The organism is Bradyrhizobium sp. Kon58 (assembly GCF_055807455.1).
Genome location: NZ_JBVVOT010000027.1, coordinates 19220 through 34675 on the forward strand (window position 1 = coordinate 19220; position 15456 = coordinate 34675).

Annotated in this window: 12 protein-coding genes; 3 read left to right on the forward strand and 9 right to left on the reverse strand. The window is 63.8% G+C overall.

Annotation, left to right across the window (positions count from 1 at the left end; all coding sequences use genetic code 11):
* Positions 1-124: 124 nt before the first annotated feature.
* The 7 genes from AC0L20_RS30900 to AC0L20_RS30930 form a co-directional block, all read right to left on the reverse strand.
* Entirely contained in the window at positions 125-820 is a 696-nt protein-coding gene (locus AC0L20_RS30900) for a branched-chain amino acid ABC transporter ATP-binding protein (protein ID WP_007599215.1), read from the reverse strand.
* Entirely contained in the window at positions 813-1547 is a 735-nt protein-coding gene (locus AC0L20_RS30905) for an ABC transporter ATP-binding protein (RefSeq protein WP_473294362.1), read from the reverse strand. The genes AC0L20_RS30900 and AC0L20_RS30905 overlap by 8 nt, the downstream gene beginning before the upstream one ends.
* Entirely contained in the window at positions 1534-2640 is a 1107-nt protein-coding gene (locus AC0L20_RS30910) for a branched-chain amino acid ABC transporter permease (protein ID WP_473294363.1), read from the reverse strand. Before AC0L20_RS30910 ends, AC0L20_RS30905 begins: the two co-directional genes overlap by 14 nt.
* Positions 2641-2646: 6 nt before the next feature.
* Positions 2647-3864, reverse strand: a complete 1218-nt coding sequence (locus tag AC0L20_RS30915) for a substrate-binding protein (protein ID WP_007599205.1) — start codon at positions 3862-3864, stop codon at positions 2647-2649.
* Between the two features lie 4 nt (positions 3865-3868).
* Entirely contained in the window at positions 3869-4726 is an 858-nt protein-coding gene (locus AC0L20_RS30920) for a branched-chain amino acid ABC transporter permease (protein WP_063992465.1), read from the reverse strand.
* A gap of 96 nt (positions 4727-4822) precedes the next feature.
* On the reverse strand, positions 4823-6337 hold the full coding sequence (locus tag AC0L20_RS30925) for an amidase (protein WP_473294364.1): 1515 nt from the start codon (positions 6335-6337) through the stop codon (positions 4823-4825).
* Between the two features lie 160 nt (positions 6338-6497).
* Entirely contained in the window at positions 6498-7685 is a 1188-nt protein-coding gene (locus tag AC0L20_RS30930) for a substrate-binding domain-containing protein (RefSeq protein WP_473294365.1), read from the reverse strand.
* A 178-nt stretch (positions 7686-7863) separates the two neighbouring features.
* Here AC0L20_RS30930 and AC0L20_RS30935 point away from each other — a divergent pair, with 178 nt between their 5' ends.
* Entirely contained in the window at positions 7864-8298 is a 435-nt protein-coding gene (locus AC0L20_RS30935; protein ID WP_007599198.1) for a MarR family winged helix-turn-helix transcriptional regulator, read from the forward strand.
* Positions 8299-8489: 191 nt separating this feature from the next.
* On the opposite strand, the gene secA is transcribed toward AC0L20_RS30935, so the two are convergent.
* Positions 8490-11330 (reverse strand): preprotein translocase subunit SecA, encoded by a 2841-nt coding sequence (secA, locus tag AC0L20_RS30940; protein ID WP_473294367.1) that lies wholly within the window; start codon positions 11328-11330, stop codon positions 8490-8492.
* Positions 11331-11691: 361 nt separating this feature from the next.
* Between secA and AC0L20_RS30945 the strand changes: the two genes are divergently transcribed.
* A complete protein-coding gene (locus AC0L20_RS30945) occupies positions 11692-12669 on the forward strand; it encodes a peptidylprolyl isomerase (RefSeq protein ID WP_473294368.1) in 978 nt (325 codons plus the stop codon).
* Between the two features lie 103 nt (positions 12670-12772).
* A complete protein-coding gene (argJ, locus tag AC0L20_RS30950) occupies positions 12773-14014 on the forward strand; it encodes a bifunctional glutamate N-acetyltransferase/amino-acid acetyltransferase ArgJ (protein ID WP_473294369.1) in 1242 nt (413 codons plus the stop codon).
* Between the two features lie 14 nt (positions 14015-14028).
* On the opposite strand, the gene AC0L20_RS30955 is transcribed toward argJ, so the two are convergent.
* Positions 14029-15378, reverse strand: a complete 1350-nt coding sequence (locus AC0L20_RS30955; protein WP_473294370.1) for a TadE/TadG family type IV pilus assembly protein — start codon at positions 15376-15378, stop codon at positions 14029-14031.
* Positions 15379-15456: the final 78 nt, after the last annotated feature.

Consider the following 15456-nt stretch of genomic DNA (forward strand, 5'->3'; position numbering starts at 1 on the left):
GGGGAATCCAGTATTCCAGAGGCACCCCTTATCGATCGAGAAGCTGCGGCGTACTGGATGCCCCGCCTTCGCGGGGCATGACAGCCGAGGTCGGTGTGAGAGCGACGCGCTTCACGCGCGCGCCTTACGGCGCCAGATACCGCAGCAGCTCCGGATTGCCCCTCACCTCGCCTGCCTCGCCTTGCAGCGCGACGCGGCCGCGGTCCAGCACGTAGGCGTAATCGGCGACGCGGAGCGCGAGGTCGAGGTGCTGCTCGACAATGATGACGGCGATGGTTTTCGCGAGCTCGATCAGGCGCTCGGTGATCTCCTCGATCACGCCGATCCAGACGCCTTCGGTCGGCTCATCGAGCAGAAGCAGCTTTGGATCGCCCAGCATGGCGCGGCCGATGGCGAGCATCTTGCGCTCGCCGCCTGACAGCGTGCCGGCCGGCTGGTCGAGGCGCTGGCCGAGCTTTGGGAAGATGGTCAGCACGTGGTCAACGGCGTCAGCTTTTCTGCTCGCGAGCGAGCCGACCGCGAGATTGTCGCGCACCGACAGGCGCGCGAACACCGAATGCTCCTGCGGTACGTAGCCGATGCCGGCGCGCACGCGCTCCTGGGTCGCGCGGCGGCTGATGTCGCGGCCATCGAAGGCGACCTCGCCCTTCCACGCCGGCAGCTCGCCGACGATGGTCTTCATCAGCGTGGTCTTGCCGGCGCCGTTACGGCCCAGCACGGCGACACCGCCGCGCCAGGGAATGCCGAGGTTGACGTCGAACAGGACCTGGCTGCGGCCATAGCCGGCGTCGAGATGCTTGATGTCCAAAAATTCAGGCACGGCGCAAATAGATCTCCTGAACGGCCTTGTTGGCCTGGATCTCCGACACCGTGCCGGACGCCAGCACCTTGCCCTGGTCGAGCACGGTGAGGCGATCGCAGATGTCGCGGATGAAATCGAGGTCGTGCTCGACGATGACGAGCGAGCAATGCTTTTTGATCGGCTGCAGCAATTCGCCGGTGACGCGGCGCTCCTCCAGACTCATGCCGCCGGTCGGCTCGTCCAGCAGCAGCAGCTTCGGCTTGCAGGCAAGCGCCATCGCGATCTCCAGCCATTGCTGCTGTCCGTGCGACAGCGCCGCCGCCGCATCGAAGGCGCGATCAGCGAGGCGGAACTGCGTCAGCATGGTCATGACCTGATCGTGCAGGAGCCCGCGCGTGCGCGAGAACACGAGGTCGAACAGCGAGGATTGCGCCTGCAGCGCGAGCAGGATGTTGTCGTAGAGCGTCAGCGTCGGCAGTACGGATGTGATCTGGAATTTCAGGCTCATGCCGGCGCGGGCACGCTCCGTCGGCGTGAACGCGGTGATGTCGGTGTTGATGAAACTCACCTTGCCCTGCGTCGGCACCTCGGCGCCCGCAATGCACTTCATCAGCGTGCTCTTGCCGGAGCCGTTCGGGCCGATCAGGCCGTGAAACTCGTTCTCGCCGACAGTGAGCGCTGCGCCATCGAGCGCGGTGAGCTTCCCGAAGATCTTCTTGACGCCGGTGGCTTCAAGGAGCGGCATCGCGCTTCTCCTTCCCGGTCTTCCTGGATTTACCACCAAAGCTGCCGACCCGCTCGCGCTCGCCGAGCACGAAACTGATCAGGCCGAGCGGCCGGAACAGGATCACGAGCAACAGCAGCACGCCGAGGATGATCGGCCAGACCTCGCGGTAATTGTCCGAGAGCCAGAAGCTGACGCCCTCGACGATGACGGCACCGATGACGGCGCCGATCAGCGTGCCGGAACCGCCGAACAGGACGTAGAGCACGACCTGCGTCGAGACCACGACGCCGACCATGTTGGGCCAGACGAAACCTTCGTGGAAGGCGTAAAGGCTGCCGGCAAGACCCGCCACCGCGCCGCCGATCGCGAAGATGATCGCCTTGAGGTGCTGCGCCTTGTAGCCGAAGAAAGCGATGCGCTGCTCGTTCTCGCGCAATCCCGCGAGCGCCAACCCGAACTGCGAGCGCACCAGAAAACGGCAAAGCAGGTAGACCACGACAAGAAGGCCAAGCACGAGATAGTAGAACGGCGGCCCTTCCGAGAATTCGTAACTGCCGAGCGTCATCGACGAGATCGAGGGGATGCCGTTCTGGCCGCCGAGATAGTACCAGCCGCGCGCCAGCCGGTCGGCTGCGTAGGAGCCGGTCAGCGTGCCCAGCGAGACGAAGATCACGCTGGAGGGATGCCGTCCCAGCAGCAGGAAGCCACCGAGCAGGAGCGCGAAGGTGAGGCCGATCAGCGTTCCCGCAGGGAGCACCAGGAAGATGTTGGTGATGTCGAGATCGCGCGCGAGCAGCGCCACGCCATAGCCGGCCGAGCCGAAAAACAGCGCCTGGCCGAAGCTCATGATGCCGGCATAGCCCCACACCAGATCGAACGACAGCGCGAACAGCGCGAGAATGATCACCCGCGTTGCGAACACCGTGAGGTAGTCCTGCAGCACCAGCGGCGCGAGCAGCGCGGCGACGAGCACCACGCCCTCCACGATCGGCAGGACTTTTCGCTGCGAACCAGTTACTCCTGCTGATCCGTGTTCAAGCATGGCGACGTTCTGTTCCCCGCCGATCTCGGCGGGGACTGCCTGCTTCACTGCGCCCATCGCTTTCGGCATTCGACTCTAGCATTCCTTGGGATCGACGAGGCCGTCGCTGCGTCCGACGATCTCGTAGTTCCCGCCCTTGGCGACCGCGGTGTACATCTTCATCTTGCAATGCCGCTTGCCCGGCACCATCTCGGCCGGTCCGCCGGGGCCTTCGGCGATCTTGGCGTGGTCGAGCGTCGCCGCGACCGATTCGCGGTCGATCTTGCCGGCTTCCTTGACGGCGGCTTCCCACAGCTTCAGCCCGCGATAGGTGCCCGTGGCGGCGCTGCCGGCGGCGAACAGGAAGTTGCCCGGGAAATCCTTCTCGTAGGCCGCCTGGATTTTCGCGTCGAACGGGTTCTCCTTGGTCAGCACCTTGAAATAATCGAGACAGCTGGCGAGACCCTCGATCTCGGCCGCCTGATTGATGTTGAGCGTGTTCTCGTCATAGTAGACGCAGGCCAGCCGTCCGCCATTCTTCAGGAAGCCGGCTTCATAAAGCTGCTTGAAGAACGGGCCGACGCCAGGCGGGATGACGGTGTTGAAGACGACGTCGACCTTGTTGGAGATGATGCGGTTGACGGTCGAGGAGAAATCGACCTGGTCGAGCGGATAATATTCCTCGAACACCACCTCGCCGCCGTTGGCCTCGATCACCTTGCGGGCGTAGACGTTGAGCGTGTGCGGCCAGACGTAGTTGGCGCTCGGCAGCGCGAACTTCTTGCCGCCGTTCTTGATCAGCCAGGGAATGAACTCGTCGCACTGCTGCGCGGGCGTCGGCCCGGTGCAGAACAGATAGGGCGTGCACTCCTTGCCTTCGTAGAGCTGCGGATAGATGTAGAGCGTCTTGCCGCGCGCGACGATCGGGTCCTTGATGGCGTTGCGCATCGACGAGGTGATGCCGCCGAGCACCATGTCGACCTTGTCGCGCTGGATCAGCTTGCGGACGTTGCCCACCGCGACGGATTCGTTCGAGGCGGTGTCCTCGATGTAGAGCTCGAGCGGGCGGCCGAGCAGACCGCCGCCGGCGTTGATCTCCTTGATCACCATCTTGGCGACGTTGGCGTCGGCATTGCCGGCGTAGGCGATCGGCCCGGTGAGGTCGGTGGCGATGCCGACCTTGATCGGGGCTTCGGCCGCATTGGCCCAGGGCGCCGGGATCACCCAACTGCCGACGCCGGTTGCGACCGCCCCGGAGGCAAAGGCGAAATTCGAGAGGAAGCGGCGGCGGGAGAGCTGAGTGCGATCGGACATGTGACTAAACCCCTTTTCCAGCGATGAGGCCTTGCGGCCGGAATTTGATGAAAACGATGGCGAGTACGAAGACGAGGACATCGGCGACGACCGGCGCCATCACCCAGGGGAGCGCGGCACTGAGCGTGCCGATGACGCCGGCGCCTGCGACCGGCCCGATGAAGGAGCCGACGCCGCCGACCATGACCGCGACAAAGCCCTGGATCAGGAAGCGCAGGCCGAGATCGGCGAACAGGCTGAACACGGGGACGATCAGCGCGCCGGCAAGGCCGGCAAGCGCCGCGCCGAACGCAAAGGTGGCGCCGTAGATCAGCGGCGTGGAGATTCCGGAGGCGCGTGCCAGCGACGGATTTTCCAGCGTGGCGCGCACGCGCAGGCCGAAGCTGGTGCGCGCCAGCAGCAGATAACAGCCGCCCATCACCAGCGCCGTGATGACGATGATGGTGAAGCGCCAGGCCGAGATGTGCATGGCGCCGATATCGATCGAGCCGCCGATCGGCTCCGGCACGGTGAGATAGAAGCCGCCGATCAGGCCGCGCACGGATTCGCGGATGATCAGGCCGAGCGCATAGGTGCCGAGCATGGCGACGATGGGGGCGGCGTAGAAGCGTCGGATGATCAGCGCCTCCAGCACGAAGCCGAGCGCGCCGACGACGAAGGGCGCGGCGACCATGCCGGCCCAGATCGGCAGGCCCTTGGCGTAGGCGAGATAGGTAATGTAGGCCCCGAGCAGGACGAACTCGCCCTGCGCGAAGTTGAAGATGCCCATCATGCTGGCGATGATCCCGAGCCCCAGCACGATCAGGACGATGATCGCGCCAAAGCTCAGGATCTCGAACGCCGCGACGAACGCGTTAGCCATATGATGCGTTCTTTTTTTGACGCGTGTTCTTGACGCGAACCGATATCCACTTCGCTTGAAAACGCTCTGGTCCGCCCGTCTGCATTGGTCCCTCGCTCACATCTTCTTCCAGTCGCCGATCTGCTCGAAGGCGTGGGCGGCGCGGTAGATGGTGGATTCCTCGAACATGCGGCCGACCAGCATCAGGCCGACGGGCAGGCCGTCGACCATGCCGCAGGGCAGCGACATCGCGGGGTGATGGGTGATGTCGAACGGCGCGGTGTTGGAGATCATCTCCAGCGCACGCGCGACATAGTCCTCGCGGCTGGCGTTGGGCTCCGGCAGCTTCGTCGCCTTCATCGGCGTGGTCGGCAGCAGCAGCAAATCGTAGTCTTTGAAGGCCTTGTCGTAAGCCGCGGTCAGGCGTCGCGAGATGTTGAGCGCCTTGCCGTAATAGCGCGGACCAAAAGTATTGTTGATGTAGGTGCCGAGCAGCAGGAACAGCTTTGTGGTCTCGGACAGGGAATCCGCCTGCCGCCGCCAGCCGCGATGGAAGTCCATCAACGTGGTCGAATAGAGGTCGGAGCGGGACAGACCATAGCCGTCGCCATACATCATGGTCTGGGTCATGCCCTCGGTGCCGATCGGCGTCCAGATCGCGGGGCCGGCGAGATGCATCGGAATCGAAACCGTCTCGACCGTGGCGCCGAGATCCCTAAAACGCTTCGCGGCCTCCCGCACGCTCTCGTTCACGGCGGCTTCGGCCGTCGCCTGCTCAAAGCCTTCCTTGAGGATGCCGATCTTCATGCCCTTGACGCCCTGGCCGAGCGCCGTGGTGTACTCCTCGACCTTGGGTGCCTTGATGCGGGGATCGTAGCCGTCGTCGCCGGCCAGCACCTCCAGCAGCAGCGCGTTGTCGGCGACGGTCGCCGTCATCGGGCCGGTGTGATCGACGAACACCTCGATCGGCATAATGCCGGTGTAGGGCACGAGGCCCCAGGTCGGCTTCATGCCGTAGGTGCCGCAGAACGAGGACGGCATGCGGATCGAACCACCCTGGTCGCCGCCGATCGCCATGTCGACCTCGCCGAGCGCGACGACGACGCCTGAGCCTGACGACGAGCCGCCGGCCGAATAACCCATCTTGTGCGGATTGTGGACGGCGCCGACCGCATTGGTGTGGCTGCCGCCGGACATGCAGAAGGATTCGCAATGGACTTTTCCGGCGATCTCGGCGCCGGCATCGAGCATGCGCGTGACGATGGTGGCGTCGAAATCGGGGACGTAACCTTCGAGCGTCGCCGAGCCGTTCATCATGGGAACGCCGGCGAGCATGATGTTGTCTTTCAGGGCGACCGTCTTGCCCTTGAGCTTGCCGCTCGCCGCACCCTTCACGGTCGACTTGCGATACCAGGCGTTGCGCGGGTTCTCTTCCGGCGAGGGCCGATAGCCCGGCGTGCGCGGATATTTGACCTCCGGCACCTCGTCCGGCATGGCTCCGACGAGATTGTAGGCTTCGATCGAGCCCTGCATCAGGCCGCGGAACGAGGCGACATCGTCGTCGGTCAGCGAAAGGCCGCACTGGTCGGCGACACTGCGCAATTGGGCTGGCGTGGGAAGGACAACTGTCACGGCGCTCTCCTGAAGTTTCTTGATCCCTGGCATTGGACGGAAGCCGTCCTGCGCCGGCATGGCGCCGGTGGGGCGGCTTCGCTTCGATACTACAGACGGAAATATTTTCCTTTTCAACTATTATTTTGGATTCGGGCGTTTGCACATGGCCGCGCCCGCATCAGATCGGTTTGATCAGCTTGAAATCGAGGCCATCCGCCCCGGCGAGATACATTTGCATCCGGGTGTGTCCGTTCCTGACGGTGACGGGGCCGCGCGCGCCGCCATAGACGATGTTGCGGCCGGCCGCGAGCATCGGCCCCATCGCCAACGTGCCCGCCTTGTTCGCCACGGCCTCGAGGAAGCGCAGTCCCTCATAGCTGGATTGACCGAGCGAGCCGATCGGGGGGCCGTTCGGTCCGAACATCGCGCGATAGCGGCTCTGGAAGTCGTCGTTGGCCCGCGATCCGATGCCGGGGAAATAGCCTGAGGCGCAGAACAGATTCTCGCTGTTGTCGGCGCCGATTCCGAGCAGCACGGTCTCGTCCATCGCCCCGGCCAGCCGCAGCGTCGTGGCGCCAAGGCCGCATTCGCCGAACGCGCGATTGAACGTGATGCTGTCGGTGCCGATCAACGAGATCAGGACGACGTCCGGCCTCGCGGCACGGATGCGCTCCAGATGCGGCTCGTGGTTGTCTTCGCCGAGGGGAACGAACTCTTCGCCGACGACATGGCCGCCGGCCTCCTTGATGTAGCGCTTCACCGCGCGGTGCGATTGCCAGGGCCAGACATAGTCGCTGCCGATCAGGTACCAGCGCGCCGCCTTCTTGACGTCGGCGAGCCAGTGGATGGAGGGGCGGCTCTGCCAGCGCGGCGTCTCGCCGATCGCCATGACGCCCGGCGTCTGCTCGCCGCCCTCGTAAACGGGCGTGTAGATGTAGGGGATGCGGTGGCGGGTGGTGACCTTGCGCAGCGCCACGCGCACCGCGCTGGTATGCAGTCCGACGATGAGATCGATCTCATCGGACGCGATCGCCTGCTCGGCGCGGCTCAGAATCCCGTCGAGCGGACCGCCGGCGTCGTAGATCGAAAGCTCGATCTCGCGCCCGAGAATGCCGCCGCGACTGTTGATCTCGGCGACCGCGAGCTGCGCACTGCTTGTCGCGCACGGGCCCCAAACGCCGGGCGAACCGGTGCAGCACATGAAGCCCCCGATGCGGAGCTTGTTGTGTGCACCGCGGCGCTTCATGAAATGCGCGTCAGCCGGCGACAGGTCGAAATCTGCCGCCGCGGGCGACAGATTCCTGAACAGCAGGGACGGCGGTAACGCCGGACCGCCGTGAGCCGGGAAGTTTACCGTCGCGCGCACGCCAACTCCTGTCTGATACCAGACTTGAAAGCTCATTCGAGAGGCGGCCGCGGCACCCGCCCTATTGTTGGGCAATATCCTATTTTGAAAATATTGAATATTCAAGAATTGAAGTGCATATAGATGCAGCATCGATTGCAAGACATTCACTCATTTGGGTCAAGACAAAGTCTTAGCCGTGGCAAAACCGAACACCCCGATCACCGAACACCTCGCCTACCTGCTCGCGCAAGCCAACCGGGAGATCAACCGGCAGCTCGAACTGCGGTTGAGCAAGGAAGGCGTGCCCGTCGAGCAGTGGCGCATTCTGAAAGTCCTGTCGGATGGCAACGGCCATTCGATGGGCGAGCTCGCGGATGCCGTGCTGCTCAACCATCCGACGCTGACCAAGATGATCGACCGCATGGTCTCCGACACGCTGGTCTATCGCGTGCAGGACCCGAACGATCGCCGCAAGGTTCTGATGTTCATCTCCGATCGCGGCAAGGTGCTGAGCAAGAAGCTCAACTCGCTCGCGGTCGACCAGGAGGAGCACATCCTGGAGAGCTACGGCGACAAATCGACGAGCGAATTGAAGCGGCTGCTGGAGAGCTTGATCGACAGCTCGAATTGAGTGGCGGCGAGCAGTTTGCGCGTCTCGCCGCAGGGCCGTAGCCCGGATGGAGCGCAAGCGTAATCCGGGTCTTTCCCGCACAGCGACAGGATTCCCGGATTGCGCTTCGCTCCATCCGGGCTACGAGTTCGCGCAAGCCGCGGCTTTCGCGGGACAGTGGGGCACCGACGTCGGCGCCTCACATTCAAGCCTTACGCATACCGCCCGTGGCAATGCTTGTACTTCTTGCCTGAGCCGCACGGGCAATCCTCGTTGCGGCCGATCTTGCCCCAGCTGGCCGGGTTCTTGGGATCACGCAACGCGGCGTCGGTGGCCTGCGCTCCGAGCGTGACGCTGGCGAGTGCCATTTCGTCCTCGCCGGTGTTCGGGTCGAACTTGTGCGCTTCCATCGGCGGCAGCACCGGGGCTTCCTGCTCCGGCGGCACGATCTCGACCCGCATCAGCTGCGCCGTGACGGCCTCGCGCAGATGCGCGCTCATCTCCTGGAAGAGGTTGAACGCTTCGGTCTTGTACTCCTGCAACGGATCGCGCTGGCCGTAGCCGCGCAGGCCGATGACCTGGCGCAGATGGTCGAGCATGATCAGATGCTCGCGCCAGAGATGGTCGAGCGTCTGCAGCAGAATGGTCTTCTCGACGTAACGCATCACGTCGGGGCCCCATTGCCCGACCTTTGCGGCCATGTGCTCGTCGGCGCGGGTCTCGATGCGCGTGAGCAGCTCCTCGTCGGCGATGCCCTCTTCCTTGGCCCAGTCATCGACCGGCAGGTCGAGATCGAGCACGCGCTTGAGCTCTTCCTTCAGGCCCGCGACGTCCCACTGCTCGGCATAGGCATGCTCGGGCACGTGCTTGGCGACGAGGTCGTCGATGAAGGCGTGGCGCATGTCGGCAACGGTCTCGGCGACGCTGTCGTCCTTCATCAGGTCGACGCGCTGGTCGAAGATCACCTTGCGCTGGTCGTTCTGGACGTTGTCGAACTTGAGCAGGTTCTTGCGGATGTCGAAGTTGCGGGCTTCGACCTTCTGCTGCGCCTTCTCGAGCGCCTTGTTGATCCAGGGATGGATGATGGCCTCGCCCTCTTGCAGGCCGAGACGCTGCAGCATGCTGTCGAGGCGATCCGAGCCGAAGATGCGCATCAGATCGTCTTCCAGCGACAGGAAGAATTTCGAGCGGCCGGGGTCGCCCTGACGGCCGGAACGGCCGCGGAGCTGGTTGTCGATGCGGCGGGATTCGTGGCGTTCGGAGCCCATGATGTAGAGGCCGCCGGGCTTCTTCACGGTCTTGGCCGGCTTCGAACCCTTCGCCGGCTCGATCTCGACCTCTTCCTCGGCCTTCAGGACGATATCGCGGAAGTGCTCGATGTCGGCCTTGATCTGCTCGATCTTCAAGGCCTTCTCGGCCTCGTCCTCGATCGAAGCAGCCTCCTGCTGGATCCGCATTTCCAGCGAGCCGCCGAGCTTGATGTCGGTGCCGCGGCCGGCCATGTTGGTCGCGATCGTGATTGCGCCGGGGACGCCGGCTTCCGCGACGATGTAGGCTTCCTGCTCGTGGAAGCGCGCGTTCAGCACCGCGAACAGCTTTGCCGGTTTGCCGGCGCGGGCCGCGGCGTACAGCTTCTGCATCGAATTCTCGTTGCCGAAATCGATCTGCCGATAGCCGTGCTTCTTGAGATATTCGGCGATCACTTCCGATTTTTCGATCGAGGCGGTGCCGACCAGGACCGGCTGCAGCCGCGCATTGGCGCGCTCGATCTCGGCCAGGATCGCGGCGTATTTCTCGTTCTGGGTGCGATAGACCTCGTCGTCCTCGTCGAGACGGGCGACCGGCAGATTGGTCGGGATCTCCACGACCTCGAGCTTGTAGATGTCGAACAATTCGTCGGCTTCGGTCAGCGCCGTGCCGGTCATGCCGGCGAGCTTTTCGTACATCCGGAAATAGTTCTGGAAGGTGATCGAGGCCAGCGTCTGGTTTTCCGGCTGGACCTGCACGTGCTCCTTGGCTTCCAGCGCCTGATGCAGGCCTTCGGAATAGCGGCGGCCCTGCATCATGCGGCCGGTGAATTCGTCGATGATGACGACCTCGTCGTCGCGGACGATGTAGTCCTTGTCGCGCGTGAACAGCGTGTGGGCGCGCAGCGCCTGGTTGATGTGGTGCACGACAGAAACGTTCTCGACGTCGTAGAGCGACTCGCCCTTCAGCTGGCCGGCATCGCGCAGCAGCGTCTCGATCTTCTCCATGCCGGCTTCGGTCAGCGTCACCGTGCGCTGCTTCTCGTCGACGTCGTAATCGGACTTGTCGAGCTTGGGCAGGAAACCGTCGATGGTGTTGTAGAAGTCGGAGCGGTCGTCGAGCGGGCCGGAGATGATCAGCGGCGTGCGCGCTTCGTCGATCAGGATAGAGTCGACTTCGTCGACGATGGCGTAGAAGTGCGGCCGCTGGACCATGTCCTCGAGCCGGTACTTCATGTTGTCGCGCAGATAGTCGAAGCCGTATTCGTTGTTGGTGCCGTAGGTGATGTCGCAGGCATAGGCCGTCTTGCGCTCGGAATCGTCGAGGCCGTGCACGATCACGCCGGTGGTCAGGCCGAGGAAGCCGTAGATCTGTCCCATCCAGGCGGAGTCGCGGCGGGCGAGGTAGTCGTTGACGGTGACGACGTGGACGCCCTTGCCGGCGAGCGCATTGAGATAGACCGCGAGCGTCGCGACCAGCGTCTTGCCTTCGCCGGTCTTCATCTCGGCGATGTCACCCTCGTGCAGCACCATGCCGCCGATCAGCTGGACATCGAAATGGCGCTGGCCGAGCGTGCGCTTGGCGGCTTCGCGGACGGTGGCGAAAGCGGGGACCAGGAGGTCGTCCAGCGTCTTGCCCTCGGCGAGCTGCTTCCTGAACTCGGCGGTGCGGGCCTTGAGGGCCTCGTCGGAGAGTTTCGAGACCTCGGGCTCCAGCGCGTTGATCGCGTTGACGCGGGACTGATATCCCTTCACCCGCCGGTCGTTGGCGGAGCCGAAAAACTTGCGGGCGAGCGCGCCGATCATGCTTAGTTCCTGTGTTCGCGATTCAACCGCGTTCGCGTTGCAGCCAAGAGGTTGTCGCCCGCTTGCCTATCAACTCACCGTGACGCCTGCCGGGCGCCGGAGCCCGGACTGCGGGGGGTCCATGCGCCATATGGGTGGGAGTTGGGCAAGTCTGGGTTCAACGGCCAAAAACGCAGCAAAATAAACGCCATCGCATGGACGCGACCGGGCAGAGATATGGCCCGGTCGGGGCCTTGTCAACGGCGGGTGCATTGCGGCTAATTCATCATTTTGACAGACTTTTCGCGTTGCCAAGGCCCCCTGAATTGGGCGAGTGTCCGCCCCGCTCGAGCAGCCCCCTGCTTCAACAAAAGGATTTTCCATGACCACCTCGTTCCCGGTAACCAAAACCGGCCTGCGCTTCGGCCTCGCCACCGCCCTCGTGGGCTGCCTTGCGCTGGCGCTGATCGCAGGTCCCGGCCGGGCTGCCGACGATCCGGTGCTGGCGAAGGTCAATGGCGCGGAAATCAAGAAGAGCGACGTCGCCATGGCCGAAGAGGAACTCGGGCCGAGCCTCGCCCAGATGGACCCGGCGACCAAGGACGAGAACGTCCTGTCCTTCCTGATCGACATGAAGATCGTCGGCAAAGCCGCCGAGGACAAGAAGCTCGCCGACGGCGAGGAGTTCAAGAAGCGGCTCGCGTTCGCCCGCAACCGCCTGCTGATGGACAGCCTGCTCGCCGGCGAGGGCAAGGCCGCCACCACCCCGGATGCCATGAAGAAGGTCTATGAGGAGGCCTCCAAGCAGATCACCGGCGAGCAGGAAGTGCACGCCCGCCACATCCTGGTCGAGACCGAGGACGAGGCCAAGGCGGTGAAGGCCGAGCTCGACAAGGGCGCCGACTTCGCCGAACTCGCCAAGAAGAAGTCCAAGGATCCGGGCTCGGCCGACGGCGGCGACCTCGGCTTCTTCACCAAGGAGCAGATGGTGCCGGAATTCTCGGCAATCGCCTTCGCGCTCGAGCCGGGCAAGATCTCCGACCCCGTGAAGTCGCAGTTCGGCTGGCACGTCATCAAGGTCGAGGAAAAGCGCAGCCGCAAGGCGCCTGATTTCGAGCAGGTCAAGGCGCAGATCGAGCAGTATGTCACCCGCAAGGCCCAGGCCGACTACGTCGCCAAGCTGCGCGCGGAAGCCAAGGTCGAACGGCTGGACCAGCCGGCGGATGCGGCCAAGGACGCCAAGCCGGCTGATGCGGCCAAGCCTGCCGATGCCAAGTCTACCGATGCCAAGCCTGCCGATGCCAAGCCTGCCGACGCGAAGCCGTCCGACAGCAAGATGGCGCCGCCCGCGAAGAAGTAAGAATTCGCTGTCACTTCGGTGACGTGAAGAGTATCTAAGCCTTTGTGATGCCCGGCCCCCGCGCCGGGCATCTGCATATCCAGATCCCATCAAGGCGCCCGCGATGTCCTCCTCCGTCTCTCCCCTCGCCCCGAAGAACGTTCCGAACATGCCCGTGATCGCGGGGGTCCGTCTCGCGACGGCCGAGGCCGGCATCCGCTACAAGAACCGCACCGACGTTCTGCTCGCGGTGATGGACAAGGGCACCGCGGTCGCAGGCGTCTTCACCAAGTCGAAATGCCCCTCCGCGCCGGTGGAATGGTGCCGCGCCAAGCTGAAGGGCGGCAAGGCGCGCGCGCTGGTGGTCAATTCCGGCAACGCCAATGCCTTCACCGGCAAGACCGGTCGCAGTTCCACCGCACTGACCGCCAAGATCGCGGCCAAGGCCGTCGGCTGCACCGAGGGAGAAATCTTCCTGGCCTCGACCGGCGTGATCGGCGAGCCGCTGGATGCGACCAAGTTCGACGGCGTGCTTGGTCGGCTCGCTGAAACCGCCGAGGCCGGCGATTATCTCGCCGCCGCCAAGGCGATCATGACCACCGACACCTTCCCGAAGGTCGCGACCGCGACCGTGAAGCTCGGCAAGGCCAAGGTCACCATCAACGGCATGGCCAAGGGCGCCGGCATGATCGCGCCCGATATGGCGACGATGCTGTCCTTCATCTTCACCGACGCACCGATCGCGCCTGCCGCGCTGCAGGCGCTGCTCAAGAGTGGCGTCGAAGATACGTTCAACGCGGTCACGATCGACGGCGACACCTCGACCTCGGACACGCTGCTGGCCTTTGCCACCGGTGCTGCTGCAGAACACGGCGCGCCGAAGATCAGCCGGGCCAGCGACCCGCGCCTGAAAGCCTTCGTCAAGGCCTTCAACCAGGTGCTCGCCAATCTTTCCGAGCAGGTGGCCCGCGACGGCGAAGGCGCGCGCAAGCTGGTGGAGATCACCGTCGAGGGCGCCAAGACCAAGGCCTCAGCGCGTAAGATCGCGATGTCGATCGCGAACTCGCCGCTGGTGAAGACCGCTATCGCCGGTGAGGACGCCAATTGGGGCCGGGTGGTGATGGCGGTCGGCAAGGCAGGAGAGCCGGCGGACCGCGACAAGCTCTCGATCTCCTTCAACGGCATCCGCGTCGCCAAGAGCGGCGCGCGCGATCCGTCCTATGACGAGGCGCAGGTGTCGGAAGCGATGAAGGCGCCGGAGATCGCGATCAAGGTCTCGCTCGGCCTCGGCAAGGGCCGCGACCGCGTGCTGACCTGCGACCTCACCAAGGAGTATGTCGCGATCAACGGGGATTACAGGTCGTAGAGTTTACGGCTGCCTCACCCTGCAATCCGCGCGTCGGCGACCGCCTTCTTGAACAGCGCGTTCATCGCGGCCGAAATGCCCTGGGTGGGGCTTACCTCGAAATAGAATCCCGGCGACGCGCAGCTCTGCATGTTCTGCGCGATCTCGCTGTTCGGCGATGGGCCCCACGGCCCCGGGTTGAAGGGCGCGATCCAGTCGCTGTACCAGTTGTCGGTAGGCGGCTGATACGTCGTATACAGGACCGCGATCTTGATATTGCGGTTCTTCAACGTCGTACACAGCGCGGGATTGATAGGAGACTGACAGCGCGGCGCTATGTTTCCCCAATGACTATTGTACATCGTCTTCAGGCAAGAGGCATTGCTTTCATCTGCAACGCCGTCCGATACGAAAAACAAATATTTCAGCGGGGCGGAAGATGTGCCGGCTCCCGGCGAGGCGATTGCACTATTGATTGCCGGAAAAATAGTGGTGAACGGAGTATCCTTGTCGGCAGTATACGCATCATTCTGACCGGCCACCGACATCAGGTCGATATTTCCCGCCGCCGTCTTGGCGGAGGTCAGGCTCGACGAGAGCGAGAACAGATTTCTCAATCCGATCGTCGCCGACGAAGCGCCGAAATCGTAGATCGCCATTCTGAACTGGTTCGAGTAGGTCTGCGTGCTCTGGGCCGTGTCCATCAAGTTGGCGCTCGCCTGGCGCACCACGTCAATTCGGGTCGTGATGCCATTTGCTTTGGCGATGGCGTAGTTGCTTGTGCCGGCCGCTTTGGTGGTGTCGTGACAGGCAAATGCACATCCGCCCGTCTTCGCCTGCAAATTCGTGATGTCGGCCGGTGTCGCTGCGACGCCCATCGACGGAGAATTGTCCAGCAGGAGATAGAAGTCGACATAGAGCGGCATATTGACCGTCGACGCCGACGTGCCGCTCATGGTCAGCGTGGTCTTGCCGATCAAGCCGAGAAACATGGTGTTGATGGAGGCGGTGAACGAGACGGTCGAGTTGATGGTCGAGCCGGTCTTGACGACGGTCTGGGTGACGCTGTTGAGCGTATAGCCGGTCAGGTTGGCGCGATTGGCATCGAAGATTTTCTGGGCGTCGGTGACGCCGACCGCGATCGAGCCGTCCGCGGTCATCGAGCCCGCGGCGGCAAACCCCGGCGAGGCTTTGGCGATGGCACCGACGCTGGCCGCGTCGGCCGCGCCCTGAAGTTTCGCCCGGACCTGCGTGGCGCGGGAGTAGTCGATCGCACTGCCGACGAACGTGATCAGAGGCACGCAGCAGATTGCGAAGATCACAGCCACATTGCCGCGCCGGTCGCGGAGGAACCGGCGGAAGATGGTACGACACTCAGCGCGCATGGATCTGGCCCGGATTGGTTTCGGCGTTTCCACTCTAGGAACCGCGGATTAAATATGACTTATGGAGACCTCGGAAAC

Coding starts and splice junctions, on each gene's coding strand:
- AC0L20_RS30945 (WP_473294368.1), top strand. CDS start 11,692: ATGACCACCTCGTTCCCGGTAACCAAAACCGGCCTGCGCTTCGGCCTC.
- AC0L20_RS30955 (WP_473294370.1), bottom strand. CDS start 15,378: ATGCGCGCTGAGTGTCGTACCATCTTCCGCCGGTTCCTCCGCGACCGG.
- AC0L20_RS30910 (WP_473294363.1), bottom strand. CDS start 2,640: ATGCCGAAAGCGATGGGCGCAGTGAAGCAGGCAGTCCCCGCCGAGATC.
- argJ (WP_473294369.1), top strand. CDS start 12,773: ATGTCCTCCTCCGTCTCTCCCCTCGCCCCGAAGAACGTTCCGAACATG.
- AC0L20_RS30905 (WP_473294362.1), bottom strand. CDS start 1,547: ATGCCGCTCCTTGAAGCCACCGGCGTCAAGAAGATCTTCGGGAAGCTC.
- secA (WP_473294367.1), bottom strand. CDS start 11,330: ATGATCGGCGCGCTCGCCCGCAAGTTTTTCGGCTCCGCCAACGACCGG.
- AC0L20_RS30920 (WP_063992465.1), bottom strand. CDS start 4,726: ATGGCTAACGCGTTCGTCGCGGCGTTCGAGATCCTGAGCTTTGGCGCG.
- AC0L20_RS30915 (WP_007599205.1), bottom strand. CDS start 3,864: ATGTCCGATCGCACTCAGCTCTCCCGCCGCCGCTTCCTCTCGAATTTC.